Consider the following 26,518-nt stretch of genomic DNA (forward strand, 5'->3'; position numbering starts at 1 on the left):
CGGAGGGAGATGCATATGACAGACGCAGGCATGCAGCCGACATTGAAAGTCGAAGGACTTACCAAGAGATTTGCAGAACACACCTTATGGTCGAGACTGTCCTTCGACGCTGGACCTGGTTCCATAATCGCAGTGAGCGGGCCGTCCGGTGCAGGCAAGACGACCCTGCTCAACTGCGTCGGCTTGTTGGAGGACTTCGATGAAGGATCGGTCACTTACAACGAAGGGACATTCCGTTCCGGTTACTTACACAAGAGCAGGAAGGGACAGCGAGTGTGTCTTCGCGAAAACATAGGATTTCTATTCCAGAACTATGGTCTTGTCGAACAGTGGAACGTATCGCGTAACCTGCAGATTCCCCTCAAAATGAAGAAGCGCGAGCATCGCAAGGAACGGGACGAACGAATCGACAGCGTACTTGACATCGTCGGGATGAATGGCTCACAGAAGAAAAAGATTTACACCCTATCGGGCGGGGAACAACAGAGAATCGCCCTCGCAAGGCTCCTGCTCAAACAGCCGAGTGTCATTCTTGCAGACGAGCCGACCTCTGCGCTGGATCAAGACAACGCTAACGTCGTAATACGTATACTGTGCGAACTTGCCCAACAAGGTGCCGCCGTCATCATCTCAACGCACAATGAAGAAATAAAGCAAATCTGTTCGTCGATTATCGAGATAGGCTGATATACCCACGTCCTCCAACCGCAGACCGTGACGACCCTGGGGAAGGGCATCACCCGCATCCGGCCGTACAGGGAGAAGGCCAGGCTGCTCATGGTGTGGATAAGCACCCAAGTCGGGCGCCAGAAGAAGCACAAGACCAGCCGCGTCATCATGCTTCCCTCCACAGGCCGGGGTACGGAATTCGCTCCAGAACCAAATGGGCTCGAACTATGCCGAAACACGAAACTTCGTCACTAGATTCAAACAGTCGCTGAAACATGTGGCCGCTCTCTGGAACGCGGCCCTGGCCGACGCCGGCGCAGAGGGAAGGCTCCACTACAGCATCAAGAAAGGGACTCCGCCTGTGATGAGACGCAAGGCAGCACAAGAATCGCCATAGATTGGACCTTTAAGAACCAGCAAGTCCCATCAGCCAAGCCCAGCAAAGGCGTCGACCATTCTGACTGTTCTCTCGGCGATGATCATTGTCCATCACTGTCCCCGAACATCGGATGCCAGGCACGGGCACCGGATCCAATCTTGACATAGTGCTCAGTAGTTCTGATGGACCTGGAAGCCTCGACTGCGCAAGGTGTCCAGAATCTGGGTGATGTGATCGGGGCCGTTGGTCTCCACGGTCACCTCCAAGAGCACGCCGTTGTCATAGTGGCCGGAGGATTTGAACTGATCGTGGTTGAGCTCGATCACATTGGCACGCAGATCGGCCAGGACCGTGGCCACCTTGACCAGCTGGCCGGGAACATCGGGTAACTCCACGCCGAACTGCATGATGCGTCCGCGGGAGATCATCCCCCGCTGGATGACCGCACCCATGGTGACCGTATCGATATTGCCACCCGAGATGATGGGGACGATCACATGCGGCCCGGGAGCCGACCGGAAGACATCGGACTGCAGATCCAACTGGCCCAAGGCCGCCAAGGAGACGGCGCCAGCTGCCTCGACCACCAGTTTGTGCTTCTCCAGCATGAATAGAATCATCTCGGAGATGTCGCTTTCGGTCACCTGGACCAGATCATCCATATAGCGGCTGAGCAGGGCATAGTTCAGATCGCCGGGACGTCTGACGGCTACGCCCTCGGCAGCCGTACGCATCTGATCCGCTGCGACCACATGACCAGCTGTCAGAGATTCACGCCAGGCCGGAGATCCGACCGGGGTGGCTCCGATGACTCTGACCTCAGGCTTGAAGGTCTTTACGGCGAGCGCCACGCCGGCGCCCAGCCCGCCCCCACCCAGGGGAACCACGATATCGGTGACATCGGGCACGTCCTGAAGAATCTCCATGGCGATGGTCCCCTGACCGCAGACGACCTCGTAGTCGTCAAAAGGCGGGACAAAGGTCATGCCGCGGTCACGTGCCAGCCCCAAGGCGTAATCAGAGCTTTCATCGAAGACCTCGCCCTGCAGGACAACCTCGGCACCATAGGCCCGAGTGGCATCGACCTTGAGGGGCGGAGTGATCCGGGGCATGACAATCGTGGCCTTCGCGCCACGGCTGCGTGCGGCAAAAGCCACCCCCTGGGCATGATTGCCGGCGGAGGCGGTGACGATGCCGCGGTCCAGCTCGTCCTGATCCAACGAGGCCACCTTGTTATAAGCTCCGCGAATCTTGAAGGATCCGGTCAGCTGCAGATTCTCCGGCTTGAGCAGAACGCGATGGCCAATCCGAGCACCCAGGTCATCGGATTGCTCGATAAGGGTGTGACGGGCCACACCTTCCAGACGTTGGGAGGCTTTGCGCAAATCAGCGGCATGATCGGCCTCAAGACAGGCAGTGATTGTTGAAGTATCCATGCTCCAAGTATGGTCGGCCGGGCCCGACCAATGGGGTCAGCCGTCAACATGGTGGACACCCAAACTTATCGAAAAACAAAAACATGTGGGTAATCAGACGTTTGGGCACCCGAAGACCGGACAATTATGAGAGCAAACCTGAAACAAGCAGACCGATAACCAAGCGTGCCACCAGCCCGCCCGTGAACTTGACGGACTTCACGAACAGTCACCGGTGATGGCTGGGGTCACCGGTGATGGCAGTGGTCGTCTGTCTTACTTGTCGTCTGTGAGCTGGGCGTGCGCCTCGTCGACCACGGTATGGTCGTCGCGGAAGTCGTGGGAGGCCACAGGCTCATTGGAGTCACGGGCCACACCGGCACCCAGGTCTGCCAGCAGCAGAGTGACCGCTGTCGGATCGTTGACCCGCAGCCGGGCCTTGGTCTGGCCGGGCCCGACCTTGATGGTCCAGCCCTTATCAGGCATGACGGCGAACATGGTCTCGTCCGTTTCATCGTCGCCCAGGGCCATCATGAAGTCGTAGTCGCCGCTGTTGACGAAGGGCAGGATGGCCTGGCCCTTGCTGGTGGCCACAGGGGTGACCTCGACGACCTTGGAGTTCTCCATGATCATCAACCCCAGGCCGACCACTACTCCGCGCAGGCGATGGAGCAGATCCTGACGCTCCTGGTCGGCCACCTGGGCATCGCTCATCCGGTAGTGCCAGGCCACCGCATCGGACTTGCTCTCCACAAAGGAGTTGGGGACCCTGGTGGCCGACTCATCCATGATGGGCCGGATCACCTTCTGCCAGGTATCGGAGTCGGGCAGGCCTTGCGCCCGCTGCCACTCGTCCGAGTCGCTGCCGGGCAGGTTGCGGTTCCAGGCGCCATGCTCGGCAATCAGCCCCACCGGCAGGTCACCGAACCAGTCCTGCATGATCTGATGGCTGCGGCCGGAGACCAGCAGGAAGTCCACATCGGGATTGCTTCCCACCTGGGTCAGCAGGCGGCGAAGGGCCTGGGTGGGCTTGGCCCGCTCAGGACGGCGAACCAGCGGGGTCAGCGTCCCGTCATAGTCGCACAGGACCAGACGACGATGGGCGCCGTCCCACTGACGAACGATGGCGTTGTGGTGATCCATACGCAGCCTCCTGTCTGTCATGCCCGGAGTGGACACCTGCCGCAGGGAGTCGAGGAACGAGGTGCACCAGTTGGCTGCAGTGCGCACCTTGAGTCGGGCCTGCATGCGGATGTTGCGCTGCCTGGACTCCTCGGGGGTGATTTCCAGGGCGTTGTGCAGGGCCTCGCAGACCATGTCGATATCGTAGGGATTGACGATGAAGGCATCGGTCAGCTCGTCGGCGGCCCCGCACATGTCCGACAGGACCAGGGTGCCGTCGCGTCCGTCATGGCAGGCCAGGTACTCCTTGGCCACGAGGTTCATCCCATCGCGCAGGGGGGTGACCAGGGCTACGTCGCCGGCCGTGTAGATGCCGCAGACAGGCTTGATGGACAGGGAGCGGGTGATGTAGTGGATGGGGGTCCAGGCCAGCAGGGAGTAGCGGCCGTTGATCTCCCCCACCAACTGGTCCACCTGGGCCTTGAGCCGCTGATAGGACTCGACGACCTCACGCGAGGGGGTAGCCAGCAGGTAGTAGGTGACATGGCCCACCCATTCAGGGTACTTGTCCAGCATGCGGCCGAAGGCCTGAAGCCGCTCGGGCAGACCCTTGGTGTAGTCCAGCCGGTCCACCGAAACGATGACCTTGTTGGAGCGGCTGCCCACCGAGGAAGCCGCCTGCTTGGCCAGCGTGGACTCGGGGATGTCCTTCTCCATGTAGTGGCTCCACCAGTTGGCGTCCGATGTGGCGGCTTCGTTGGCCGCCACGCCCTCGGCAGTCACCGAGGTGCGGTAGCGATGACGGGGGGACTTGCCGCAGGCCTCGTCGATTCCTCGACGCATGGCCCGGGCCAGGCCGGAGTGGGCGGTACGCCGGTAGAGGTTGTAGTCGATGCCGATGGGGAAGGCGTCGATGGCTGCTCGGTGGCCGTCAGGCATTTCGACCACGCCGTCCCGGTTGACCGGCAGTTCGGGCAACAGCCTGTGCAGCGAAGCCAGGAAGCTGGCGGAGAAGTCCACCGTATGGAAGCCGATCAGGTTGGCGCCCAGGACACCCTCCAGGATCTCGCGGCTCCATGGCAGGGAGCGGAAGATCTCGGCACTGGGGAAGGGCACGTGCAGGAACCAGCCGATGGAGGCATCGGGGTAACGTTCGCGCAACATCTTGGGCAGGAGCATCAGGTGGTAGTCCTGGACCCAGATGGTGTCGCCCTTGCGGATGAGCGGCTCCACCACCTGCGCGAAACGCATGTTGACTTTGCGGTACATCTCCCAGTCCTCCTGGCGGAAGACGGCCTCATGCGAGAAGTCATGGAAGAGCGGCCAGAGGGTGTTGTTGGAGAAGCCGGCGTAGTATCCATTCAGCTCCTCCTTGCTCAGGAAGATAGGAATGCACCGGCTCTCCCGGTAGGCCTGACGGATGCGGTCCAGCTCCTTTTCCGAGTACTTCTGAGGATCGATGCCGCTCCAGCCGATCCAGAGGCAGTCCTTATGGGAATGGTGGTAGGGGCCGATGGCCGTGGCCAGTCCCCCCACGTTCTGGCGCAAGGTGTAAGAGCCGTCCTCCTGTGCCTGCAAGGACATGGGCAAACGGTTGGAGACGATGATCAGACGAGACATGCAACCCGCTTTCTTTTCCCGTCCGCGCCGGAATCGTCGGGATTGACCACAGCGCGAACCCATCGCCCCGGGACCCGCGGACCCGACCGGTCCGCACAGGCCCATCAGGGCATCGCTGACTTCCACTCTAGCCGGGAAAACGTGCCGACGGCGGGGTTTTCCTCAGAGTCGGTAGACGAAGCCCTCCCAGGGGGAGAGACGGCCGGTCAGCAGGGAGCTGGCGGTTTGCTCCGGTCTGTAGGTGGATATGAGGATTCGATCGGGGTCCACCGCTCCGAGGGCCATGGAGGTGAATCCGGTTTGGTCCAGGCCCAGAAGTGCGGCGGTTTCAGGCGGCAGTGAGGCCGGGCGGCTGCTCAGATTGACCACAACCAGAAGGCGCTGACAGGGCAGGGCATCCAGAACGCTGGCAGCCTCGGGTCCCGACTTGGGCTCGGGCGCCTGGTCCAGGGAACGGGTGAATGAGTAAATCTGGTCCGCATCCGGATCCAGAAGGGTGAAGCCGCCGGCCGCCACGACCGGATTGGTATGACGCAGGCGGATCAGCTCCCGGTAGAAGGCCAGGACCGAATCCGGATTACGCTGCTCAGTCTTGGCGTTGACCTTGTCCCTATTGGGGTTGACGGCCAGCCAGGGCTCCTTGGGGGCGTATGGAGCCGTGAAGCCGGCGAACTTGGTGGAGTCCCACTGCATGGGGGTGCGGGCGTTGTCGCGGCTCATATAGGCCAGGGCGGCCATCATGGACTCCGGATCCTGCTCGTGCGCCTGATCGACCCGCTGATGGTAGAGGTTGATGGACTCCAGATCCTGGTACTGGTCGAGGCTGGTGAAGCCGGCATTGGTCATGCCCAGCTCCTCGCCCTGATAGATGTAGGGGGTCCCCCGGTGCATGTGCAGGAGGAGCCCCAGGGCCTTGGCCGAACGCGAGCGCAGCTCCTCACTGGAGGTGTCGCCCCAGCGGGAGACGATCCTGGGCTGGTCGTGGTTGTCGAAGTAGAGGCTGGCCCATCCGGCCTTGGCCACAGCCTGCTGCTGCTCGTCCATGGCAGCCTTGAGCCGGGGAACCCGGAAGGGACGGATGTCCCACTTGCTGTCCCCGGTGTCAACCTCGGTCTGGGTGAAGAGGAAGAGCATGTCCAGCTCGTGGTTGGCCGGGTCGGTGATCTGCCCGCTGCGGGCAGGCGCCAGACTGGGAGCCTCCCCCACGGTCAGGTAACCCTGCCGACCCTGGAAGACCTGGCTGCGCATCTCTTGGAGGAACTCATCCAGCCTGGGGCCGTCCACGCAGAAAGGCACCGAGGACGAGTACCCCTCAGGCCCCACGGGACCGTCAGTGATGGCCGATCCGTCCTCGCCGGGCAGGCGGCCCTCGGAGTCGACGGTCTTGGAGATCATGACGATCACATCCATGCGGAACCCGTCGATGCCCCGGTCCATCCACCAGTTCATCATGTCGAAGACGGCCTGCCGGACCTGGGGGTTCTCCCAGTTGAGGTCAGGCTGCTTCTTGGAGAACAGGTGCAGGTAGTATTCGCCGCGCTGTGGATCGTACTGCCAGGCGGAGCCCCCAAAGCAGGATCCCCATTGGTTGGGCTCTGCGCCCGGGGTGCCGGGTTCGTGGCCGGCCTTGGCGGGCCGCCACCAGTACCAGTCGGCGTGCGGGTCCTCCTTGTTGCGGGAGGCCTGGAACCAGGCGTGCTCATCCGAGGTGTGATTGACCACCAGGTCCATGACCACCTTGATCCCCCGCTTGTGGGCCTGGTCCAGAAGTTCGTCCATGTCGTCCATGGTGCCGAAGATGGGGTCGATGTCCTGGTAATCGGCGATGTCATAGCCGTTGTCGTCCTGGGGGGACTTGTAGACCGGACTGAGCCAGATTACGTCCACGCCCAGGTCGGCCAGGTAGTCCAGCCGCTGCGTGATGCCCGGCAGGTCACCGTAGCCATCGCCGTTGGTGTCCTGGAAGGACCGCGGATAAATTTGGTAGACCACAGCGTTGGCCCACCAGGGATTGGGGGTGGCTCCGTTGGTCCGTACCTGGTCGGGCAGCTGCATGCGTTCTTCCTGGGTCATGGTCCTCCTCACGAAGATTGGATTCCTGGGACTTCCTTGTTCTGTGACCTCTACTATAGGCTGACCAGAACTGCCTGTCCCGGCAGGGCTACTTGACAGCTCCTCTCATAACGCCGCTGATGACCCACTTCTGCGCGAACAGGTAGACGATCAGGATGGGCGCCAGGGCCATCAGGTAGCTGGAGAATGCCATCGGGTAGTTGGTGGCGAACTGGGAGCTGAAGACATACTGTGCCAGAGGGATGGTCTGGCTGGTCTGATCCGTCAAAACAATCAATGGCATGAGGAAATCGTTCCAGGCCCAAAGAGCCGTGGTGATGGCGATGGTCGCATTGATCGGCCCCATCAGCGGGAAGATGATGGTCCAGAATACCCTCCAGGTGCCTGCGCCATCCAGGCGGGCGGCCTCCTCAAGAGCTGTGGGGATGGATCGGATGAACCCGGTGGCAATGAAGAGGTTGGTGCCCAGGCCCAACACCACGTAGAGCAGGATCAGGCCGGGCACGTTGTCCAAGTGCCAGCTGCCGAACTGCTTGGCGATGGGAAGCATGACGACGGGGAAGGGGACGAACATGGCTGCGATGAAGAAGTAGTAGAGGAAGCGGAAGAAGCGCTTGTCCATATTCCTGGCCACGGCATAGGCCACGAAAGTGTTGGTCAGCAGGGTGAGTGCCACTGCGCAGACCGTGACGATGGCTGAATTCAGTGCAGCCTTGGGATAGTTGACCTTGTTCCAGGCATCGGCGAAATTGTGCCACTGCCAGGAAGAGGGCAGGCTGAAGGTTCCGGCCTCCGCAGGGGTCTTCAGAGCCGTGACCACGGTGAAGTAGAGCGGCACAAGAATCGTCAGGGAGAGGACAGCCACGGTGACCGTCAGCCACCAGTTGACCCTCTTGAGGCGCGATCCCGTAAATCCCCAATGCCGCCTTCCACTTATTTCTGTTGATTGTTCAGATGTCTGCGGGTGAATAAGTGCTGTCTGTGCCATCTCAGATCTTCTCCCCTCTTCTGGAAATGCCCAGCTGGATGAACGCGATCACAGCCAGGACGATGAAGAACATGACCGCGTTGGCTGTCTGGTAGGCGTACTCGCCTCCGGTAAGGCCGCCCTTGTAGATGAGGTAGGTGACTGTTTCGGTCTTGGAATCGGGCCCTCCTGCGGTCAGGGCCACCACCTGATCGAAGGTGTTGAAGGCATTCTTCAGAGTCAGCACCAGGTTGATGGTGAAGAATGGGCCAATCAAGGGGAAGGTGATCCTCCAGAATTTCTGCCACTCGTTGGCGCCATCAATGGATGCGGCCTCATAGACCTCCGAGTCGATGGTCTGCAGACCCGCCAGATAGATCAGGGTTGAATAAGCCACCGCCTGCCAGACCGATAGGAAGACAATGGGAATCCAGGCATAGTGCTCGCTGGTCAGCAGGGACTGGGAGAGCCAGCCGATGCCCAGGGCCTTGCCAAGAGCCGGCAGAGGCGTCATGAAGATGTATTTGAAGACATAGCCGATGACCAGAACCGAGAGCGTGTAGGGGATGAAATAGATGACCCGGAACCCGTTCTTGAAGGCGATCCTCCCATTCAGCGCCACCGAGATGAACAGGGCGATGAAGTTGACCAACAGGGTGATCAGAATGGCGATCAGCAGAGTGAACAGGTAAGCGTGGCCCACGCGACCGTCACGGAAGAGGGCGCCGTAATTCCTGAAACCGATCCACGAATAGCGCCCGTATCCCTGCGAATTCGTGAAGGAGTAGGCCACACCCTGGAGGAAGGGCACATAGAGGAAAAGCGCGAAGATCAGGGCCGCAGGGACCGCCATCCAGTAGAAGGCGCGGTCCACCTTGCGACTGGAGAACCTCGAAGGCCGTTTTCTGGCCTTGGCTGTTGCGTCGGCTGTATGGATGCCGACGACCTTGGATTGTGCCATGTCTGAATCCTGACCTTTCATCATTGGAAGTTCCTTGCCTGGACCTTGTCCCATTCGTTCTGCATGGAACCGATGAAGCCATCCACATCCCCTTTGGTGACCATGGTCTGTAGGTAGCCGCCGATGTTGATGGAAGAGGGGATGTAATGGTCGCAGAAGTCAGCCAGGCGGTTCTGTTGGAAGAAGGGAAGAACCCCGTTCAGGGCCGGATCGCCTGCCTCCACCTTTCTGGTCGGCGTAAAGGCAGTCTGGGCCTTTGCATAGGTGCGCAGCTGTCGGGGCTGCATCAGGTAGCGGATTAGCCTCATGGCCTCCTTGGGGTGCCTGGTGGTGGCGCCCATGGTCAGCATGACATCGTCGCCAGCCGTCAGTATCTGCCGGGAGGGGGAATCATTCGCAGGCATCTGGGCGAATCCGAGGTCCACATCCGGATCGATCATCCTGATTTGTGGTATGGCGTATGTTCCCAGGGGAAGGATCGCCACCTTGCCCTTGGCCATGTTTTGGGTGCCCTGCTGGTAGGTGACGCCCTTGTCGCCGGTGGAATGGCCGAAAAGCTCGACCTCGCGCCGAGCCGGCTGTGTCCACAGGGTCTTGAAATCGGTTTTCCCAGCCAAAAGCTCCCTGTACCTGCTCTCGGGGACCAGGGTTCCCGCCAGTGATGCCAAGGGGGCCTGGGCGGTCCAGGAATCGGAAAGGGTGCCCTGCACAGGTTCGATACCCTGGTCCTTGAACCTGTCCATGACGGCCGTGAACTCCGACCAGGTGCGGGGCGGATTGTCGGGATCGACCCCTGCCTTTCGCCAAAGCGTCTTGTTGTATATGTATCCGCTGGCATTGCCGGCAAAGGGCAGGCCATACAGGCGCTTGGCCGAAGGATCCTTGGTCTGGACCAGATTCCTGGCTATCGACACCATGCCCGGATTCAGATCCTTGACCAGGGGATCGTCAGTGAAATCATGGAAGACCCCGGAAGCCGCGAACATGCCGAAGCTGATATCGCCGTTGAAGGTGATGACATCGGGCACCCGGTTTTTGACCAGCCGAGTGCGCAGATCCGTCTGAGCGTCGGCCGAATTGTTGATATTCACCCTGATATCAGGATTCTCCTTCTCGAATTGTGCCACCATGGCCTTGAACTGGTCGGCGGCCTCGAATTTGAACTGGAAGAAGTCCAGAGTGACCAGGCCTGAATCTGCGGAACCGCAGCCAGCCATGGCCACGAGGGTCAACAGAGCCAGGAGTGAGGCGACTCCGTTGCGAACCCAGGCCGATATTCGACCAAGCCCGAATCCCTCCCTACTGCCGATATCCTTCATATTTGGCTCCTTTACCATCCGTATGGGCAACAATGACCTAGATGATTCTGCGGATCAGCATAGGGGACCGGGATATTTCATTCCCAGCTCCGGCGAGTTCCTTTCGTTAAGAAAGTAATTAAGATAGGCTGTTCGGTATAAGGGGTTTGTCCGCAATCAGGTCGGACCAGTTTTCCGCAAGGAGGCACCGTGGCCGACAGAGAAAACCAGAGATCAAACCAACACGAGGATGCTGACTGCTCAGGGGAAGCACGGCCATTCCCAGCCTGGTTCACGGCATCCAAATACACCCACCGCATCGCCGTCGAGATCCTCCAGCACGGCCCGATCTCCAGAGTGGCTCTGGCACGGCGATTCAACCTGACCCAGGGCGCTGTATCACGTATCACCAACGATCTGACCCATCTCGGGGTCATCAGGGAAGCCGGCACTCTACCGCAGGCAGACGAACCAGGAAGGCAGAATGGCCGCAAGCATAGTTCCAATAGCGTAGGCAGACCGCAGCAGGCCCTGCTCATCCGCCGGGAAGCCAAGACCTTCATCGGCATCAATCTTCACGGCGGCACCGCGTTGGCCACGGCGACGGACCTGGCCTGTCGACCGGTCGGCCGGTCTCACAGTCATCACATACGTCAACGCAGCCTAAGCCAGGTCGTGAGGATGCTGTCAAACCTTACGCAAGATTGCATGCGTGAGATCAACCAGACCGGATTGCCCAGCCCCTCAGGCCTTGCCATCTCCCTGGGCGGTCGGGCGGAGGGAGACAGGGTCGTCACCTACGCCCCATTCCTGCATTGGAGCGAACCCGTCGATCTTGCCACCCAGATGGAGAACACATGTGATCTGCCTTGTCTGGTCTTCAATGATCTCGACGCCCTGGCCCTGTACGAAGGATGGTTTGGCGAGGGCATCGGACTGGACCGCTTCGCTCTGATCACCATGGGATCCGGCATTGGCTATGCCTTGAGCGAGCACGGCATGCCCGTCTCCTCGCCGGATGAAGGGTTTGGGCTGATCGGCCATCAGCTGGTGGATCCGGATGGGCCGGTCTGCTATCTGGGCCATCGTGGCTGCGCCCAGTGCCTGACTACAGGCTCCCTGGCTGAGCAATACTCACATGCCATCGGGCAGGCCGCCAGCCTCGAGAAGTTGGTCAAGGACCTGGAGGAAGACATGCCGCAGGCGGAGACCCTGCTCAATCTGACCGGTTATCGGCTAGGGGTCCTGATCGCCCTGGTGGCCAACGTGGCCCTGCCTGACAAGGTCCTGGTGGGCGGGGAGACCTCCTATTTGATGAAGAGATGCATCGAATCCGTACGCAAGGGCACAGCCTCATTCCGCCACAGCCAGATGGTCGAGGTCCCTGTGAAGATCATCGACAGCGACTGGCTCCGCTGGGCACAAGCGCCGGCGGCCAGAGCAATCGCACGGTACCTGCAGGGTCCCGAAGGGGCTGATAAGCCCGAATGAACCGGGAAACGACTGGGCGGATTCAGATACGGCTCGCCTCAAAGATCACGGCCTCAGCGGGGTGAATGACCGGTGGCCGGATTCCCTGAGTGCCCAAGGCCGCACCCGGCAGGACCACGCCTTGGGGACACCACCAGGCCAGAGGGCTTTGCCCGTTGCCGATCCGATCCAGGTCACGGCAGATGTCCAAGGGCCTGATCCGGTAATCAGACTTGGAATCCAGGCCGGGAAGCGCTAAAGGCTGCGGGGGGTAATTGACCGAAGAGGTCAACTGGGTGAAGCGGTAGAGCGCCTGCGAGCCGTCAGCTGAGACCACCCCGTCCAAGCGAACTGCCGGGTCGGGTGCGTCGCCATGTACTACATGACCGGTGTGCAGCATATGCCGCCACTGCTTATACAGATCGATCCAGCGTCCCAGCTCGTCCAGCTGATCCTGGGGCACGGCAAGCAGGTTCCATTCCACGCCCATGTGGCCGAAGAAAGCCATGGCCGCACGCAGACCGAGCGAGGTGGCACGGCCGGTGGAATGGGCGGGGGAATCACCCACATGCTCACCCATCATCTCCGGCGGCACCAGCAGGGATGTGTACCGTTGGATGTCGGCCCGCTCGACCGGATCCACGCAGTCCGAGACCCAGACCCTGTCGGCATATTCCAATACGCCCAGATCGATGCGGGCGCCTCCGGAAGCGCAGGACTCGATCTCCAAACCGGGATGCCTGGTTTTCAGGTCGCGCATGATTCCATAGACCGCCTGGGTCTGCGCATGCACGGCAGGACGTCCCGATCGGGGAGAGCAGGCCTCGGTCGCATAGCGATTGTGGTCCCATTTGATGTAGTCGATGCCCATAAGCGCAATGAGCGAGTCCATGGCCTCGAACACATGGGCATAGGCATCGGGATTGGTTAGATCCATGACCTGCTGGTTGCGGCCTATGACGGGCAATCGGGAAGGCCCCGGGGACAGGACCCAGTCAGGATGATCCCGGAAGACGCCTGAGTCCGGACTGATCATTTCGGGTTCGAACCAGAGACCGAATTCCATCCCCAACTGATGTACCTTGGCAGCCAGGGCTTCCAGACTCTTAGGTCCTTCTGGCCATACCTGCCGATCTATGGACCAATCCCCCAGCCCGGACTCATCCGAACGCCTGCCCTGGAACCACCCGTCATCAACGACAAAGCGCTCCACACCTATACGGGCCGCCTGTTCGGCCAGGGCAGCCAGCTTGTCATAGGACTGATCGAAGTAGACCGCCTCCCAAGTATTTAGGGTGACAGGCCTGGGACGTGATGCAAAACCAGGATGCAGGGACCGTAGGAAAGCATGATACCTGTGGGCCGCCTGGTCCAGACCTTTGCCCCGGGAACCATACAGCCAAGGCGTGGAATACGCCGGCTGGCCGGAATGACCGTCAGCAGGAGGAAGCGTGATCTCCCCTGCCATCAGAATCTCGCCGCCGCCCAGCAATGCGGAAGCTGAAGGAATCCGCTCGGCGCTGAGCAGACCATTGCCGCTCCAACCCAGGTGGATTGCGTATACCTCATCATGCTCGAATCCGAACCCGGGTCGGCCCGCGCACATGAGCAGGGAGGAATCAAAATCCGGCCGACCCACCAGGCTTGGACGCTCCAGACGGCCTACGGTCAAGGGCTGGCGTTGTGGACTGCGCTCGCGCAGGTGGTGACCGGTGGTGGTCAGAATCTCGGTTGCCTCAGCCGGCAAGGGAAAAGCCAGCTCCAAGCCATTAACATCCAGATCTCTGGCCGTATCCAGGTTGAGCAGGTCTGCACGCTGTCTGACGAGACCGGACGAGAGCACTTGGCAATGCCAAGTCAGCCCCACGCCCTGGTCCCGGTCGCAGGCCTGAACCTTCAGCGTCGGAACTGCGGAGTCGTCAGGACAGACCTGGGCCGTGCCCAGATCGACTGATTCCACCTGGAAGCAGCAAAAGATCTCAACTCCGCCGCGGCAGATGCGCAGTCGGCGCTGTCCGGTCCAGGCCTCGGACTGGGTCGGGAGGATGCTGGGCCAGGCCGTCAGATCCAGGCCTCCTGAGACCCGCTGCGGCGCCAGAGCATCGTAGGTTCCCAGAAGGGCCTGCGGATCGGCCACCGGATCGCCCCAGTGAACTATTCGCGGCAGATCCTTCCCCGGGAAGAGGACAGCAAGGGACAGCCCGGACTGCTCCATGTAAACCAACCTGAGGGAAACCCCCAGATTCGATTTGCTCTGATAAGACCCCATCCTTGGGCCGCCGCGATGATCCTCCATGACACCTCCGCCATAAGCCCGACGGTGCCGTTTGCCGACACCGAATAATTAGGCTCCATGCTAGGGACCCGCGGCTAACTTGTCTGGAAGGGCGTGTTTTTCTTACTTGGGAAAGTAATTCACGGAAATCTACTCAGCGGCCGTTCGCATCACCCCTGGTCGGACTGCTCCTCATGGTGAACGCGGAAGGCCAGCTCGGCCAGGTGAACGCCGTGGGTCAGGAACTCCTGGGTCCGGCAGACGTAGTCATGCTCGCGGCCCAGGCGCGCCAGATAGCCGTTGATGTAGTCCACCTCGGTCGGGCGCCCCTTGGACATGTCCTGGTACATGGAGGGGTAATGAAGCGGATTGCCTATGCGGCTGACGTAGTCCACCTCGTCCAGGGTCTCCTGGCGGGTCTGAATCAGCTGCTTGCCGGCCCGCTCGCAGGCGTCGTAGGCCTCGTCGATCAGCTGGCGGGACATGTCCTTGGCACCCGGGTAGGAGATGAATTGGCCCATGGTGATCTGGTACATGGTGCAGATGGTGTTGACCACCGAATTGAAAATGATCTTGGCCAGGCAGGTGCCCTCGAAGTTCTCGGTCAGGATGGGGTTGAGGTTGGCGGCCTTGAAGTCCTCGGCCATCCGGCGCTCCAGGTCGGTGGTCTGCTCGGTCATGGCACACAGGTGCATGGAACCGCCCCCGGACTTGCCGATGAAGTCCACGTCGCCCGGCCCATTGAGGACCGTGCCGATCATGGCCGTGCCGCCGTAGATGCGCTCCTTGGGGAAGTACTTGAGCAGCTTGTCGAAGTGCCCCCAGCCATTCATGGCCGAGAAGACCACCTGATGGTCGCGGAAGAGCGGTGCGCAACGCTCCAGGACCCCCTCCAGCTGCATCTGCTTGAGCATGACGATCCAGACGTCGGGGTCGCCCTTGTAGTCCTCGGGGGTGTAAATGTTGACGGGCACCAAATGCCGATTCTCATGATCGCGGGAAACATAGACGCCTCCCTGGTCATGAACCTTGTCAATATTGGGCATCCAGGTATCCACGAAATCCACCTGCAGGCCGGCCTGCTCCTGCAGCAGCACGCCCAGCCGATAGCCCATGGCTCCGGCACCGATGACCGTATATCGCATCGAAACACACCCTCTTAATTCTCTCGAATAGACAACACACCTCCGGGGACCGGCCCGGGGGATACCAAGCAGTATGCCGAGACGGCAGAGGGGAACCAGGGCAAAGGTCGCATGGTGGACATAAGGACCGAAATATGCGTGGATTCCTGCACCTTAAAAGATCCCGCCACGTCTGATCGGGGCCCATCGGCACGTACGCGGACATCCTGCCTTCCCGACGAAAACGTCGACCTAGGCTGGAACCCATGCAGAAAGAGCAGAGAGGAGCCGGAAGAATGAACCGGCGGACCCTGGCCATCCTGGTCCTGGTAGGTGTGATCAGCGGATTCCTGTCGGGAATGTTCGGCATCGGCGGCGGATCGATCATCGTGCCAGCACTGGTATGGACCGGACTGCAGCAACGGCAGGCCTCAGCCACCTCGCTGGCATCCATGATTCCTATGTCGCTGGCCGGAGTGGCCTCCTACGCCCTGGGCGGGCATGTGGACTGGCTGGCGGCCTTGCTGCTGGCCGTGGGCACGGTCATTGGAGCGCAGATTGGCACCTGGCTGCTGGACCGGCTTCCTGAGGTGATACTCAGGTGGCTCTACGTGGGCTTTCTGATGGCAGTCATTGCCCAACAGCTGCTGTCCACGCCTTCCCGGGAGAGCAGCATCCAGCTGAGCCCGGCGGTGGCCTTGATCATTCTGTTGGTCGGCGTCCTGATTGGAACCCTGTCAGGGTTGCTGGGCGTAGGCGGCGGTGCCATCGCGGTCCCGGCCCTGGCCCTGCTGGGCGCCAGCGACCTGATCGCCAGGGGGACCTCCCTGCTGGCCATCCTGCCCAGTTCCTTGTCAGGAACATTCACCAACCTGCGGCACCACCTGGTCCATGCAGGTCAAGGGCTGCTTCTGGGAATTGTGGCTGCTCTGACCACGCCGGTGGGCACCTGGGCGGCCTCGGGGGTCAGCGCGCGAATGGGTGCCAATCTATTCGCCGCCTACCTCTGCCTGATTGTTTTGCGCTGCATCTGGGCGGCCCTCCAGGTCACCCCGGCCTTCCAGCGGTACAGAGCCAATCACAACCACCGCTGAAAACAGGGACTCAGTCCTGGCGGTGTTGGGCGAAGAAGTCGGCAAGAATACCGGCACACGCCTGTTCACACACACCGCCCAGCACCTCGACCTTCGTTCCGGTGTGCGGATCACGAGGGAGATCCCAGACCGATCCGCAGGCACCCATCTTGGGATCCCAGGCACCGAAGACCACCCTGCTGAAATGGCAGGCCATCAGGGCTCCAGCACACATAGGGCAGGGCTCCAGGGTGACGACCATGGTGCATCCTGCCAGATCCCAGCCCGCGTCGGATTTCCCGATGGCCTCCATCTCGGCGTGGGCCAGGGGGCGGCCCAGGGCCTGCCGCTGATTGAAGCCCCGGCCGATGACCCGGTCCGAGGCATCCAAGACCAGGGCACCCACGGGCACATCCCCCCGGTCTCCGGCTATGCCGGCCAGCCGCAGGGCCTCCCCCATGGGCGCCTTCCACCGTTCTCGCACGGATCCAGTCTGACAGTCCAGCCAGACAGGTCGATTCAGTTGATCATGCCTGCGATGCGGCGGCGCACGTGGTGCAGATGGCCCTTGGTCCGCCCCGACGTGTCGATGCCACGCTTGGCCAGGAAGGCACGGACCATCTTGTCGCCTTCGCTGAAGATCAGAACCGTCAGTCCAATCCCCAGGCAGATGAGCCACTGGCTTGCGCTCAAGGGGGCCATGCCCAGTACACCTGCAACCGGAGCCAGATACATGGCCCCCGCATGGATGCCCAGGGCCACGAACGAGGCCACCAGAAGGAAGATGTTGTCCAAGGGGTTGAGTTGGAAGATCAGCCTGTTCTCGGACCGGGCCGACATGGCGACGAAGAAGTTGAAGAGGACCAGCAGGGTCAGGGCGATGGTCCGGGCGTGGGCCAGATCCATTCCCGCGTGGATGTTCAAGCGGAAGAGGACCAGGATGCAGGTGGCCATCCAGAGCCCGCAGACGGCCAGTCGCGCCCAGAGCACCCGCGAGAGCAGGCCCTCTCCAGACGAACGCGGGGGCGACTCCAGTTCATCCCCGTTGCCTGGTTCGAATCCCAGGGCAATATCCTGGACACCGTTGGTAACGAAGTTGATCCAGAGCATCTGCAGGGGCAGGAAGAGCAGGGGCTCCTCGGAGATTACATTGACCCCCACGGCGATCATGGCGGCTGCAGCCGTGGACAGGAGGAAGTAGGCGGACCCGCGGATGGCCTTGAAGATGACCCTCCCCTGGCGCACGGCCTGGGTGATGGTGACGAAGTTGTCGTCGGTCAGAACCACGTCGCTGGCCTCCCGGGCCACGTCGGTGCCGGAACGGCCCATGGCGATGCCTACCGAAGCAGCTTTCAGGGCCGGGGCATCATTGACGCCGTCGCCGGTCACGGCCACCACATGGCCCTCATCCTGCAGGGCCTCCACAATGCGCAGCTTGTCCTGGGGGGAGACACGGGCGGCGATGGAGGTCTCACGCAGACGGGCCCGAAGGACCTCGTCACTCATCTCCAGCATCTCGCTGCCGGTCAGTGCCTGATCGGTGTGATCGAGACCAAGACGGCGGCCTATGGCGGCTGCGGTCACCGGGTGGTCGCCGGTGATCATGACCACACGGATGCCGGCCCCGGCGCAGTCGGCGATGGCCTCGCGCACGCCGGGACGAGGCGGGTCGAGCATGCCCTCAAGTCCCAGGAAGGTCAGGTCGTCGGGCCGACGGCGGGAGGCGGGATCCTGGTCGGAGGAAAGGACCCTGCTGGCCACGCCTATGACACGTAGCCCCTGGGAACCCATGGCCTCGTAGGACTTGTGGACGGCCTGGGTGTCCAGGGGGACGACTTGGCCATCCGGGTCCAGCATGGTTCGGCTCATGGCCATGACCGCGTCCGGGGCACCCTTGACGTATTGGGTCAGGGTGCCGTCCGGGCTGCGGCGGATGGTCATGGAGTGGAGCAGCTCCGGCTCATAGGGGGTCTCCATGACGATGGGAGCATCCAGGTCTTCAGTAGTCACGGCCCCGGTCTGGTCGGCCAGGCGGGCCATGGCCATATCGACCGCGTCGCCGCTGTATTCGATGCCGCCTTGTTCATTCGGCTGCCGGTGGGCCTCATTGGTCAGAGCCCCGGCCCGGGCAAGGGCGGCCAGACCGCGCATACGGTCGTCGTCGGACACGGTCGCTGCGCCCAGGTCCAGACCCTCAACTGGGACCGGCTGGCCGCCACCCAGGGTGAACTGTTCCACGGTCATGCGGTTCTGGGTCAGCGTGCCGGTCTTGTCCGAGCCGATGACGGTGATGGAACCCAGGGTTTCAACGGCCGGCAGAGAGCGGACGATGGCATGGTATTCGGCCATCCTTGAGACTCCCAAGGCCATGGCCACGGTCAGCACGATGGGCAGGGCCTCTGGCATGGAGGCCACCACCAGGGAGACTGCGGACAGGAAGGCCCCAGTAGCGTCGCCATTGAGGATGGCTCCGCCGATGAAGACGAAGATGGCCACAAGGATGACGGCAACGGCAATGCCCACCTCGGTGCGGTGGATTATCCGCTGCAGGGGTGTGCGACCCTTGGCCACATGGACCAGATCGTTGATTTCGCCCAGCTCGGTGTCGGAACCGGTGGCCACCACCAGACCTCGGCCACGGCCACTGGTGACCATGGTGCCTGAGAAGGCCATGCAGTGCCTGTCGCCCAGGGCTGCATCGCGGTCCACGGGGTCCGTATTCTTCTTGGCATCCTCGCTCTCGCCCGTCAGCATGGCCTCGTCGATGCGCAGGTGGAGGGCCTCGATCAGCCTCAGGTCGGCGGGGATGCGATCACCGCTCTCCAGGAGGACCAGGTCGCCGGGCACCAGCTGGTCGGCGTCAATCTGCTCCATCCGGCCCTGACGCACCACCCGTGTGGTGGGGGTGGACAGGGTGGTCAGGGCCTCCACGGCCTTGTCGGCCTTGGACTCCTGCACATAGCCGATGATGGCGTTGAGAAAAAGGACCAGGAAAATGGCCGCAGCATCCACATAGTGCTGCAGAAAAATGGTGATGATGCCGCAGAGCATCAGGACGGCGATCAGGGGGCCGGCGAATTGCTCCAGGAAGAGCTTCCAACGGGGTTTGGCCTTGGCCTCGGCCAGGCTGTTGGGCCCGAAGAGCTCCAGTCGGCGTGCGCTCTCCTGCGTATCCAAACCCTGGTCCCCGGTGTGCAGGGTCTCCAGCACAGCCGAGGTCTCCAGGCTATGCCAGTCGGTGTCGTCGAAGCGCATGTCGGTCCCTGCTGCCGCTGCGTTCTGATTCTTAATGTCTGTAGATGTCATGGATGATGTCATCGGTCAACCTGGCCTTTCCAAACCGGATCGGTCATTTGCCCCCGCATGCGACCCTCTGCAGTCTTTCTTGCAATCTTCCTTTTGGACCGGGGTATGTCCAAAAGCATCGGGGAAACAATAGCGTGTACGCAAGTCCCCGGGGTCAAGAGATGGGGCTCCATGGTCATCCGCCGCAAGCGGTGAACCTCTGGGAGGTTCGGAGCCTTCCCGGTCTTCATGAGTATACCGATTGAGCCGGTCTTTCATGCGATTACGAGGGGTCCCCGGGCCGGATTTTCACAAATGTTCGCCTATCGCGAGCACAGTCTGTCCACCATTTTGGCTTGAGGTGTCAACTTGGCGCACATTGTCCATTGATGCTGTTCCTGGATACCGTGATTCCGTATAATGGACTGTGCGACGTCGATCCTCATGCGACCCTGCACTCGGAGATTCCTTCATTGGTCGAACGAACCCTGCTAGTCGGGCCTGCGGCAGCCCGCCCGGGATTGCGTGGCGGAAAGGAAGCCCGTGGAAACATTCATCCTCATTCTGTGCATACTTGCTGCCGTCCTCGTCTCTTCCTTCATCTCCAGGTTCGTTCCCCGGATTTCCACCCCCCTGGTCCAGATCGTTCTGGGCGCAGTCATGGCCCTGCTGCCCATTTTCCCGCGGATGCGGCTGGATCCTCAGCTGTTCATGGTCCTTTTCATCGCGCCGCTGCTCTACTACGAGGCCCATACCATCAACAAGGTGGAGTTGCTCAAGGGGCTGCGATCATCCCTTTCCCTGGCCATTGGCCTGGCTGCTCTGACCATGCTCATGGTGGGCGTCATCCTGCATGCCGCCTGGCCCATGTTCCCCCTGGCTGCAGCCATGGCCCTAGGCGCAGCCCTGGGACCCACCGATGCCGTGGCCGTTTCGTCCCTGGGCGAGAGCGCCGACCTCACACCCGACGAACATTCAATCCTTGCCGGTGAATCGCTCTTCAACGATGCCACCGGCGTCATCGGCTTCCAGTTTGCCATCCTGGCAACCGTGACCGGCTCCTTCTCCCTGCCCCAGGCCCTGGGCGAGTTCTTCGTTGAGTTCGTGGGCGGCATCGGCTTCGGACTGATCATGGGCTTTGTAGTCAACTGGCTCTTCGAATCCGCCCGTCGCCTGGGCTGGGAAACCACCACCACCAGGATCCTGCTGGAGCTCTTCCTTCCCTTCCTGATATATATGGTCGGGCAGAACATTCTGCATGTGTCCGGAATCCTGGCCGTGGTCTCCACTGGACTGCTGGTCCGCTTCGACCACACCGGAGTGGGACCCAATACCTCCAAGGCCAACATCGTCTCGTCCAGCGTCTGGAAGGTGCTCTCCTTCAGCCTCAACGGTGCGGTCTTCGTCCTTCTGGGCATGTTGCTGCCGGCAGCCATGGGCACCAGCTGGCGAGACCGGCGGGTCAGCAACTGGGTGTTGGTGGCTACCATCACTGTGGTCTGCTTGACCGTGATCGTGTTGCGCTTTCTCTGGACGGCCAGCGTCCTGATCTTCACCAAGGACCATGAAACCGGCAGCAGACCACGGATCACATCCAAGCTCCTGAGGTCGGCAGCCGTCATGACTTTCGGCGGCCCCAAGGGAACCATCACCCTCTCCCTGGCTCTGACCATCCCCTATATGACCGACGATGGGTCAGCCTTCCCCATGCGCAGCGAGCTGATTTTCGTGGCCGCCGGGGTCATCATCGTCACCCTGGTGCTGGCCAACTTCGCCCTGCCGCTGCTGGCCCCCTCACAGAGCAGCGAGGTGCCGGCCCAACAGGTCGAAAAATCAATCAAGGTGCTCAGGGGCACGGTTCGGGAACTCTCCAGCAGGATCACCGACGAAAACCGGCTGGCCATCCAGCAGGTGATCAAGCAGTACAACCACCGCATCGCCAAACTCAAGTCACAGATCGGACAGTATTCGCCCAAGGATTTCCAGGACCTGCAGGTACAGACCATGGAGTGGGAGCAGGACTACATGGAGGAGCGGCTGAGCCGGATCGAAGAGGCCCAGGATCAGCTGGAAGAGCAGCTCAGAAGCGAAGATGACGTAGAACAGGCACCTGCATCAAGGCAGTCTGCCGCCGGGACCGAAACCGGGATCGAACCCAGTACTGAGGCCGAGACCGTAGCCGACAGGGATGCTGACGCCCAGCTGATCGACCGGCGCAGCGAGCGCGGAGACGACCAGGAGGAACTGCTGAATCTGCGCAGCCAGGAACAGGCAGCACGCAGAATCCTGTCCACCATATCCGGATCCCTCTTCCACCTGGACAGGGGCGGGGAACTTCGCTGGAGGGCCTATACTGCTCGCAGGCGCATCAAGGGCCTCTTGCACAGCCAGTTCCACCGCCTAAAGCACCTGACCCAGCCGATTGACAAGGACCAGGTCTTCATCGCCGGGCGCCACCTGCAGGCGGAGATGAACCACTTCCTGATCGAGAAGCTCTACTCCGAGCTGGGCAAGGGACGTTTCAAGACCGAGGACCTGCTGACCACCATCATCAACCACCAGATGATTGAATCCTCGGCGGAAGGAAAGACTGAATACGCGGGCATGCCTGCCATCAGGGATCAGTTGGAGGAGGCCAAGCGCGAGGGGTATGCCATCGAGCTGAGCCAGATTCAGGACATGGTCGAATCCGGGGAAATCTCACGCACGACAGCCAGGAAGATGCGCCGCAACGTCTACGTCATGCAGGTCGACGCAGATTCGGCCCTGTGACCCGGTCTACATAAGACCCGAGGTCACATCAATCTCGCCCAACCACTGGCGAAGGTCGTTCATCTCGCGCATGTCGACGGCATGTTCCATATGGTCGTACTCGGTGGTGTGCAGCCATACATGCTCGTCCAGCCAGGCGGCCAGGGCCCGGAATTCGTACTTGGGTACTGTGGTGTCATCCGAACCGAAGCCCAGGAAGACCGGCTTATTCAAACCAGCCAGACGCTCATCCGCCGGAGCGGTTCCCGGTACCAGGCCTGGGGCCAGGAATCCGGACAGACATATGGAGGCCCGATAGCGCTCAGGGTTGACCCGAAGCAGATGAACAGCCAGCATGGCTCCTTGGGAGAAGCCCATGGCCACCACAGGTCGATCCTCGGGGATGTTGGCTGACACCCAGGCGTCCACAGCCCGAGCCGCTGCGTAGCCATCCCGATCCAGGTCCTCCTGCTCAGGGCGCATGTCGTGAAACCAGGTGTAGCCCGGGCCGAACATGCCGCGCTCGCTGCCTGGCACCACCATGGGCGCCCGCAGGGATGCGTAGTCGTTGTAGGGGGCCGCATAACGCATCAAGTCGGCCATGTCCTCCTCGTTGGAGCCCCATCCGTGCATGAGTACAAAAATGGGCCGAGAAGGGTTGGCTGTGCCTTGCTTGCGGGACCAACGGACCTGCTCGACCTTGAGTTCCTGCCCAAAGCGCCCGGGCACTACCGTGGAGGGCCGACCCACTAATCCACTGTCATCCTTTTGTGCTTGATCCATATCTGCCACGATAGTCGACCGGTCCGGTCATTCAATCCCGGCCCATGAACGGCTCGACCTGGCCACCCCACTGGCCCTGCACTTCCGTCACCTGGGTCCTGCTGCCCACCACCATCCAGCGCTTGCCGGTCAGCACCCATAGATCCTGGGGCTGCAACCCACCTTCGTAGCGGGAGAGCAGGTCAGGCACGCGGGCGCGGATAGGCCCCTTGGCCAGGGTTGCCGCTGAATCGTTGTCGAAGACCACGTAGGCCATGGTCGTATCCGTGCAATACTGGGCTTGGGAGATGCCCACATACCCGCCCAGGCTGACATCATGCCAGCCGGAGGCACACTGGCCAACAGCCTTGTCGATACCGTCGGTCATGGCCTGGGGCGAGCCGATGGGCGCGTCGTCACGCGCAGGGGCCTTGATGATGCCCTTGGGGGAGGAGCTGGCAATAAGCAAGCCTGCCAAGGTCAAGAGCATTCCGCATATCAGAAGAATAATGCCCGCCGAACCTACCGATGGCCGGTTCGGGACTGGTCCGGAGTGACGGGCTATGACGACCAGAATCAAGGTCAAAAGGGCAAAGGCGACGGAGACACCCACCCAAGCCGAGATGCCCACCTGACCTATGACCCCCAGCCTGGAGGGTGCTATGGCGTGGGCCAGCAAGGCCGCGCCCGCCAGGGCCGAGACCAGCCCCGTAACCGCCGCAAACCGACTCCAAATGTTGGCATGGGCTATCTGAATGGGACGCTCATCAATATCCGGGCGAGGAGGGTAGGAGGCTGGCAGACCCTCGTCATACCCGCTGTCCGCCAGCCGCTGATCCAGCTGGTTGAATCCATCGGCCATCGACCTCGCCACCTTTCACGGTTGGTTTCAGTCTATGGGGGCGGACACATACAGACCAGCGACGGCGGCCAATGCTTCACCATCCCAACATCCTGCCGCGCTAATGGAAGGGGATAATTAGGCATAGTCGCTCATCGCCACGACCCACGGCCCCCGCACAAATCCGATGGCGGCGAAAGATCCCAAATTTCAATTGGACTTCAGCCCTTGATGTCTCGGGGATCCTTCTTGCCTATGGTGCGCTTGTCGCGTATTTTGTTGCCACCCTTGTTATGGATGTTGACTTCACCGCCGCCGGACCGGTCTGCAAAGACCTTGGCCTGCTTGGTGGCCTCCGCCTTGGTTGCGAAGGTGCGGGAGGCGCGTGAGGCTCCGGCCCGCTTGACTGTCCAGAGATCGCGATCCCCGTCGTATTGCACGTGATAATCAGCCATGATGGCCGTCCTTTCCATACTTCCCTGTACCCCCTCATCTTCCACTGCCTGACCTGGGGCACCGTGCTTCGACACTCCAAAATATATAAGGATTATGATTTTTTACTAGTGCATCTCTAATACAGCCACCGCGCCTATTCGCGATTACCTTAGCTGGCGGCATGCAACAATCCGAACAACATCTTTCATGCGCAATCTTGGCAATATTAAAAGCACACGGTCTTCGTCAACAGTGAGATACATATAGACTTTTACATGAGCGCGCCTGAAGAGTGAGAAGAAGATATATATAAACCATCTCCGATATGACCAAGCGAAGATAACTGCGCCAGACTTCTCAACTTTCTCGTAATTGCATCATTGTCTGCATCAATACTATGGGATAAGAGGTATAGACATTAAGTATTGTAGAAGCCCGCCCACGTTATCTTATAGAAACGCCGACTTCCAGGCCTTAGTGCTATCGTAAATTAGAATTCCTGCATAAGAACAACAGTCATTTCATGCTGTAAATACTTCTCAATGTAGCGTCTAAACTTGAAAGCATGGGTGCGGAAAAAGCAAAGATAGAGCGACAGACAAATAATACAACTGCTTACAGCTTGTCTTTGCAAAAGATACAAGATAGCATTCGATCTTTTTCAACTTACTATTCGAATAGTATCGATTTACCTAAAAATATATCTTCGTTATTTTCAAATAATTCCGATCTAATTAATAATCTCTTATCCTTTACTTCAACTAGCGACATGGCAAAATCACTAGTAAGAATAACCGATAGTCTTAGTCCCATTATTCAACGGATTCAGACCGCCACGGATTGGCAAAATTCTTTAACTCAGATATTTAGCAACATACAGCAAACACGATTGCCTGAGAATATTGGTACTATAACCAAATTAGCTGAGATGCTGGCTCAGATAGATTCAGTTGCATACATAAGATCATATCCATCTAATATTCAACGATCTGGAATCTTAGCCAAGAAAGGTAAGTTAATTGATCTAGAATTAAAAGAAGGAATAGCCTTATATTCTGTAATCAGAACAGAGCTTATTGATGAGCTAGCTATAGCTGGATCAACACACCACAGAAGAATAGTTCTTGCACATTCATTGAATTATATTATCGAAGACTGCAGAGGGGCAATCAAAAAATCAAAGAATAGGCAAGAAAGCGAGGAGGAAGAATCACTTATTCAACTACTCCAAGAAGCACTCGATGTCATTGCCGAAAAACATCTGGCTTCTGGGGAAGCTCTTTTAGCCGGAATATTATCCCATCTAATTGATCTACTAAAGAAACCCGAAAGCGAGTTGTATCGGAAATTAAAAAGTGCCAGAGAGACAGAAAATCCTAAAACGCTTGACAAAGTCACAAAGACGACGAGTATCAGCAGCATAATTGCAATTGCTCCCATACCCGCTGCTATGCAGGGTTACGCATACGGGAAAACACCCATACCAACCACATTTTCCCGTCATGCTATCGCTCACCATCCAAATAAACAACAATTCACGCCCGCAAACGCCGCACAAGGTCTTTTATTAATCACCTCACTGATGTCTTACATATTTGGCTGGGAGAGAGATAACTATGAAGCACATGTCATATGTTAAAACAATAATCTTACATTAAGAAACTTTACTTAACTATTTTAATGGCAGTATGCACCATCTCTGACAATAACCATTTATCTAAATATTTTAGCGATTGCGACCAATAAGGAAGAATTGCCAACACAATCTAGAAAAATCAACTTCAGACAACCTGCCATCCAGGACTGCAACGAGCTTTGAGATGTTTAGCGCCCCATTTGAATACAATCCTTGGGGTAGATGCCTTTTCAGGCAAGGTGGACGCGCCTCCGTTAACGTTGAGATTCTAGAGATTTTAACAGAGTACCGTTTGCGACCTAAGACGCGACTGTTTCGCCGACATGGAAGATAATGTGTTTAGGAGTCGTCGATAGTGCCCG

The 26,518-nt window shown here is 59.8% G+C and carries 18 protein-coding genes; 5 read left to right on the forward strand and 13 right to left on the reverse strand.

All coding sequences use genetic code 11. The features are described from left to right. The first annotated feature begins 15 nt into the window (after positions 1 to 15). Entirely contained in the window at positions 16 to 687 is a 672-nt protein-coding gene (locus ACUIAF_RS05675; protein ID WP_052733229.1) for an ATP-binding cassette domain-containing protein, read from the forward strand. Between the two features lie 531 nt (positions 688 to 1,218). Here the strand turns inward: ACUIAF_RS05675 and ilvA are convergent. The 6 genes from ilvA to ACUIAF_RS05705 form a co-directional block, all read right to left on the reverse strand. Next, positions 1,219 to 2,484 (reverse strand): threonine ammonia-lyase, encoded by a 1,266-nt coding sequence (gene ilvA / locus ACUIAF_RS05680; RefSeq protein WP_110416703.1) that lies wholly within the window; start codon positions 2,482 to 2,484, stop codon positions 1,219 to 1,221. Between the two features lie 255 nt (positions 2,485 to 2,739). Beyond that, a complete protein-coding gene (locus tag ACUIAF_RS05685; protein ID WP_445338104.1) occupies positions 2,740 to 5,205 on the reverse strand; it encodes a bifunctional alpha,alpha-trehalose-phosphate synthase (UDP-forming)/trehalose-phosphatase in 2,466 nt (821 codons plus the stop codon). A 162-nt stretch (positions 5,206 to 5,367) separates the two neighbouring features. Then, positions 5,368 to 7,278, reverse strand: coding sequence for a glycoside hydrolase family 13 protein (locus ACUIAF_RS05690; protein ID WP_445338106.1), 1,911 nt, complete (start codon positions 7,276 to 7,278; stop codon positions 5,368 to 5,370). An 88-nt stretch (positions 7,279 to 7,366) separates the two neighbouring features. Continuing rightward, on the reverse strand, positions 7,367 to 8,266 hold the full coding sequence (locus tag ACUIAF_RS05695) for a carbohydrate ABC transporter permease (protein WP_445338108.1): 900 nt from the start codon (positions 8,264 to 8,266) through the stop codon (positions 7,367 to 7,369). 1 nt (position 8,267) lies between these two features. Beyond that, positions 8,268 to 9,206: a carbohydrate ABC transporter permease gene (locus ACUIAF_RS05700; protein ID WP_445338110.1), complete on the reverse strand. Its 939-nt coding sequence runs from the start codon at positions 9,204 to 9,206 to the stop codon at positions 8,268 to 8,270. Positions 9,207 to 9,226: 20 nt separating this feature from the next. Next, positions 9,227 to 10,423 (reverse strand): ABC transporter substrate-binding protein, encoded by a 1,197-nt coding sequence (locus ACUIAF_RS05705; protein WP_445339170.1) that lies wholly within the window; start codon positions 10,421 to 10,423, stop codon positions 9,227 to 9,229. 291 nt (positions 10,424 to 10,714) lie between these two features. On the opposite strand from ACUIAF_RS05705, the gene ACUIAF_RS05710 reads away from it, so the two are divergent. Continuing rightward, a complete protein-coding gene (locus ACUIAF_RS05710) occupies positions 10,715 to 11,995 on the forward strand; it encodes an ROK family protein (protein ID WP_445338112.1) in 1,281 nt (426 codons plus the stop codon). Between the two features lie 22 nt (positions 11,996 to 12,017). On the opposite strand, the gene ACUIAF_RS05715 is transcribed toward ACUIAF_RS05710, so the two are convergent. Both ACUIAF_RS05715 and ACUIAF_RS05720 read right to left on the reverse strand, forming a co-directional pair. Then, entirely contained in the window at positions 12,018 to 14,243 is a 2,226-nt protein-coding gene (locus ACUIAF_RS05715) for an alpha-galactosidase (RefSeq protein WP_445339171.1), read from the reverse strand. A gap of 176 nt (positions 14,244 to 14,419) precedes the next feature. After that, positions 14,420 to 15,394 carry a ketopantoate reductase family protein gene (locus ACUIAF_RS05720; protein ID WP_445338114.1) on the reverse strand — a complete coding sequence of 325 codons (975 nt, stop codon included), beginning with the start codon at positions 15,392 to 15,394 and terminating at the stop codon, positions 14,420 to 14,422. Positions 15,395 to 15,639: 245 nt separating this feature from the next. Here ACUIAF_RS05720 and ACUIAF_RS05725 point away from each other — a divergent pair, with 245 nt between their 5' ends. Further along, a complete protein-coding gene (locus ACUIAF_RS05725) occupies positions 15,640 to 16,467 on the forward strand; it encodes a sulfite exporter TauE/SafE family protein (protein ID WP_110416697.1) in 828 nt (275 codons plus the stop codon). A gap of 10 nt (positions 16,468 to 16,477) precedes the next feature. On the opposite strand, the gene ACUIAF_RS05730 is transcribed toward ACUIAF_RS05725, so the two are convergent. After that, positions 16,478 to 16,906 (reverse strand): nucleoside deaminase, encoded by a 429-nt coding sequence (locus ACUIAF_RS05730; protein WP_015021164.1) that lies wholly within the window; start codon positions 16,904 to 16,906, stop codon positions 16,478 to 16,480. Between the two features lie 59 nt (positions 16,907 to 16,965). Continuing rightward, the gene (locus ACUIAF_RS05735; protein WP_445338116.1) at positions 16,966 to 19,752 is read right to left on the reverse strand and encodes a cation-translocating P-type ATPase; all 2,787 of its coding nucleotides are present in this window, start codon (positions 19,750 to 19,752) and stop codon (positions 16,966 to 16,968) included. A 522-nt stretch (positions 19,753 to 20,274) separates the two neighbouring features. Here ACUIAF_RS05735 and ACUIAF_RS05740 point away from each other — a divergent pair. Next, positions 20,275 to 22,503 (forward strand): cation:proton antiporter domain-containing protein, encoded by a 2,229-nt coding sequence (locus tag ACUIAF_RS05740; RefSeq protein WP_445338118.1) that lies wholly within the window; start codon positions 20,275 to 20,277, stop codon positions 22,501 to 22,503. Positions 22,504 to 22,509: 6 nt separating this feature from the next. Here ACUIAF_RS05740 and ACUIAF_RS05745 read toward each other — a convergent pair whose 3' ends face one another. The 3 genes from ACUIAF_RS05745 to ACUIAF_RS05755 form a co-directional block, all read right to left on the reverse strand. After that, positions 22,510 to 23,265 carry an alpha/beta hydrolase gene (locus ACUIAF_RS05745; protein ID WP_033511701.1) on the reverse strand — a complete coding sequence of 252 codons (756 nt, stop codon included), beginning with the start codon at positions 23,263 to 23,265 and terminating at the stop codon, positions 22,510 to 22,512. 31 nt (positions 23,266 to 23,296) lie between these two features. Then, the gene (locus ACUIAF_RS05750) at positions 23,297 to 24,106 is read right to left on the reverse strand and encodes a hypothetical protein (RefSeq protein ID WP_445338120.1); all 810 of its coding nucleotides are present in this window, start codon (positions 24,104 to 24,106) and stop codon (positions 23,297 to 23,299) included. Positions 24,107 to 24,306: 200 nt separating this feature from the next. Continuing rightward, positions 24,307 to 24,540 carry a DUF2188 domain-containing protein gene (locus tag ACUIAF_RS05755; protein ID WP_015021159.1) on the reverse strand — a complete coding sequence of 78 codons (234 nt, stop codon included), beginning with the start codon at positions 24,538 to 24,540 and terminating at the stop codon, positions 24,307 to 24,309. A gap of 545 nt (positions 24,541 to 25,085) precedes the next feature. On the opposite strand from ACUIAF_RS05755, the gene ACUIAF_RS05760 reads away from it, so the two are divergent. Beyond that, positions 25,086 to 26,159, forward strand: a complete 1,074-nt coding sequence (locus ACUIAF_RS05760; RefSeq protein WP_445338121.1) for a hypothetical protein — start codon at positions 25,086 to 25,088, stop codon at positions 26,157 to 26,159. Positions 26,160 to 26,518 lie beyond the last annotated feature (359 nt).

It is taken from the genome of Bifidobacterium sp. ESL0822, assembly GCF_052606675.1.

What these genes read in the sequence shown, in the direction of transcription:
- ACUIAF_RS05690 (WP_445338106.1), bottom strand. Translation starts at nt 7,278, where the DNA reads ATGACCCAGGAAGAACGCATGCAGCTGCCCGACCAGGTACGGACCAAC.
- ACUIAF_RS05700 (WP_445338110.1), bottom strand. Translation starts at nt 9,206, where the DNA reads ATGGCACAATCCAAGGTCGTCGGCATCCATACAGCCGACGCAACAGCC.
- ACUIAF_RS05730 (WP_015021164.1), bottom strand. Translation starts at nt 16,906, where the DNA reads ATGGGGGAGGCCCTGCGGCTGGCCGGCATAGCCGGAGACCGGGGGGAT.
- ACUIAF_RS05745 (WP_033511701.1), bottom strand. Translation starts at nt 23,265, where the DNA reads ATGGATCAAGCACAAAAGGATGACAGTGGATTAGTGGGTCGGCCCTCC.
- ACUIAF_RS05735 (WP_445338116.1), bottom strand. Translation starts at nt 19,752, where the DNA reads ATGACATCTACAGACATTAAGAATCAGAACGCAGCGGCAGCAGGGACC.
- ACUIAF_RS05695 (WP_445338108.1), bottom strand. Translation starts at nt 8,266, where the DNA reads ATGGCACAGACAGCACTTATTCACCCGCAGACATCTGAACAATCAACA.
- ACUIAF_RS05675 (WP_052733229.1), top strand. Translation starts at nt 16, where the DNA reads ATGACAGACGCAGGCATGCAGCCGACATTGAAAGTCGAAGGACTTACC.
- ACUIAF_RS05725 (WP_110416697.1), top strand. Translation starts at nt 15,640, where the DNA reads ATGCAGAAAGAGCAGAGAGGAGCCGGAAGAATGAACCGGCGGACCCTG.
- ilvA (WP_110416703.1), bottom strand. Translation starts at nt 2,484, where the DNA reads ATGGATACTTCAACAATCACTGCCTGTCTTGAGGCCGATCATGCCGCT.
- ACUIAF_RS05750 (WP_445338120.1), bottom strand. Translation starts at nt 24,106, where the DNA reads ATGGCCGATGGATTCAACCAGCTGGATCAGCGGCTGGCGGACAGCGGG.
- ACUIAF_RS05720 (WP_445338114.1), bottom strand. Translation starts at nt 15,394, where the DNA reads ATGCGATATACGGTCATCGGTGCCGGAGCCATGGGCTATCGGCTGGGC.
- ACUIAF_RS05685 (WP_445338104.1), bottom strand. Translation starts at nt 5,205, where the DNA reads ATGTCTCGTCTGATCATCGTCTCCAACCGTTTGCCCATGTCCTTGCAG.
- ACUIAF_RS05715 (WP_445339171.1), bottom strand. Translation starts at nt 14,243, where the DNA reads ATGGGGTCTTATCAGAGCAAATCGAATCTGGGGGTTTCCCTCAGGTTG.
- ACUIAF_RS05760 (WP_445338121.1), top strand. Translation starts at nt 25,086, where the DNA reads ATGGGTGCGGAAAAAGCAAAGATAGAGCGACAGACAAATAATACAACT.
- ACUIAF_RS05705 (WP_445339170.1), bottom strand. Translation starts at nt 10,423, where the DNA reads ATGGCTGGCTGCGGTTCCGCAGATTCAGGCCTGGTCACTCTGGACTTC.
- ACUIAF_RS05755 (WP_015021159.1), bottom strand. Translation starts at nt 24,540, where the DNA reads ATGGCTGATTATCACGTGCAATACGACGGGGATCGCGATCTCTGGACA.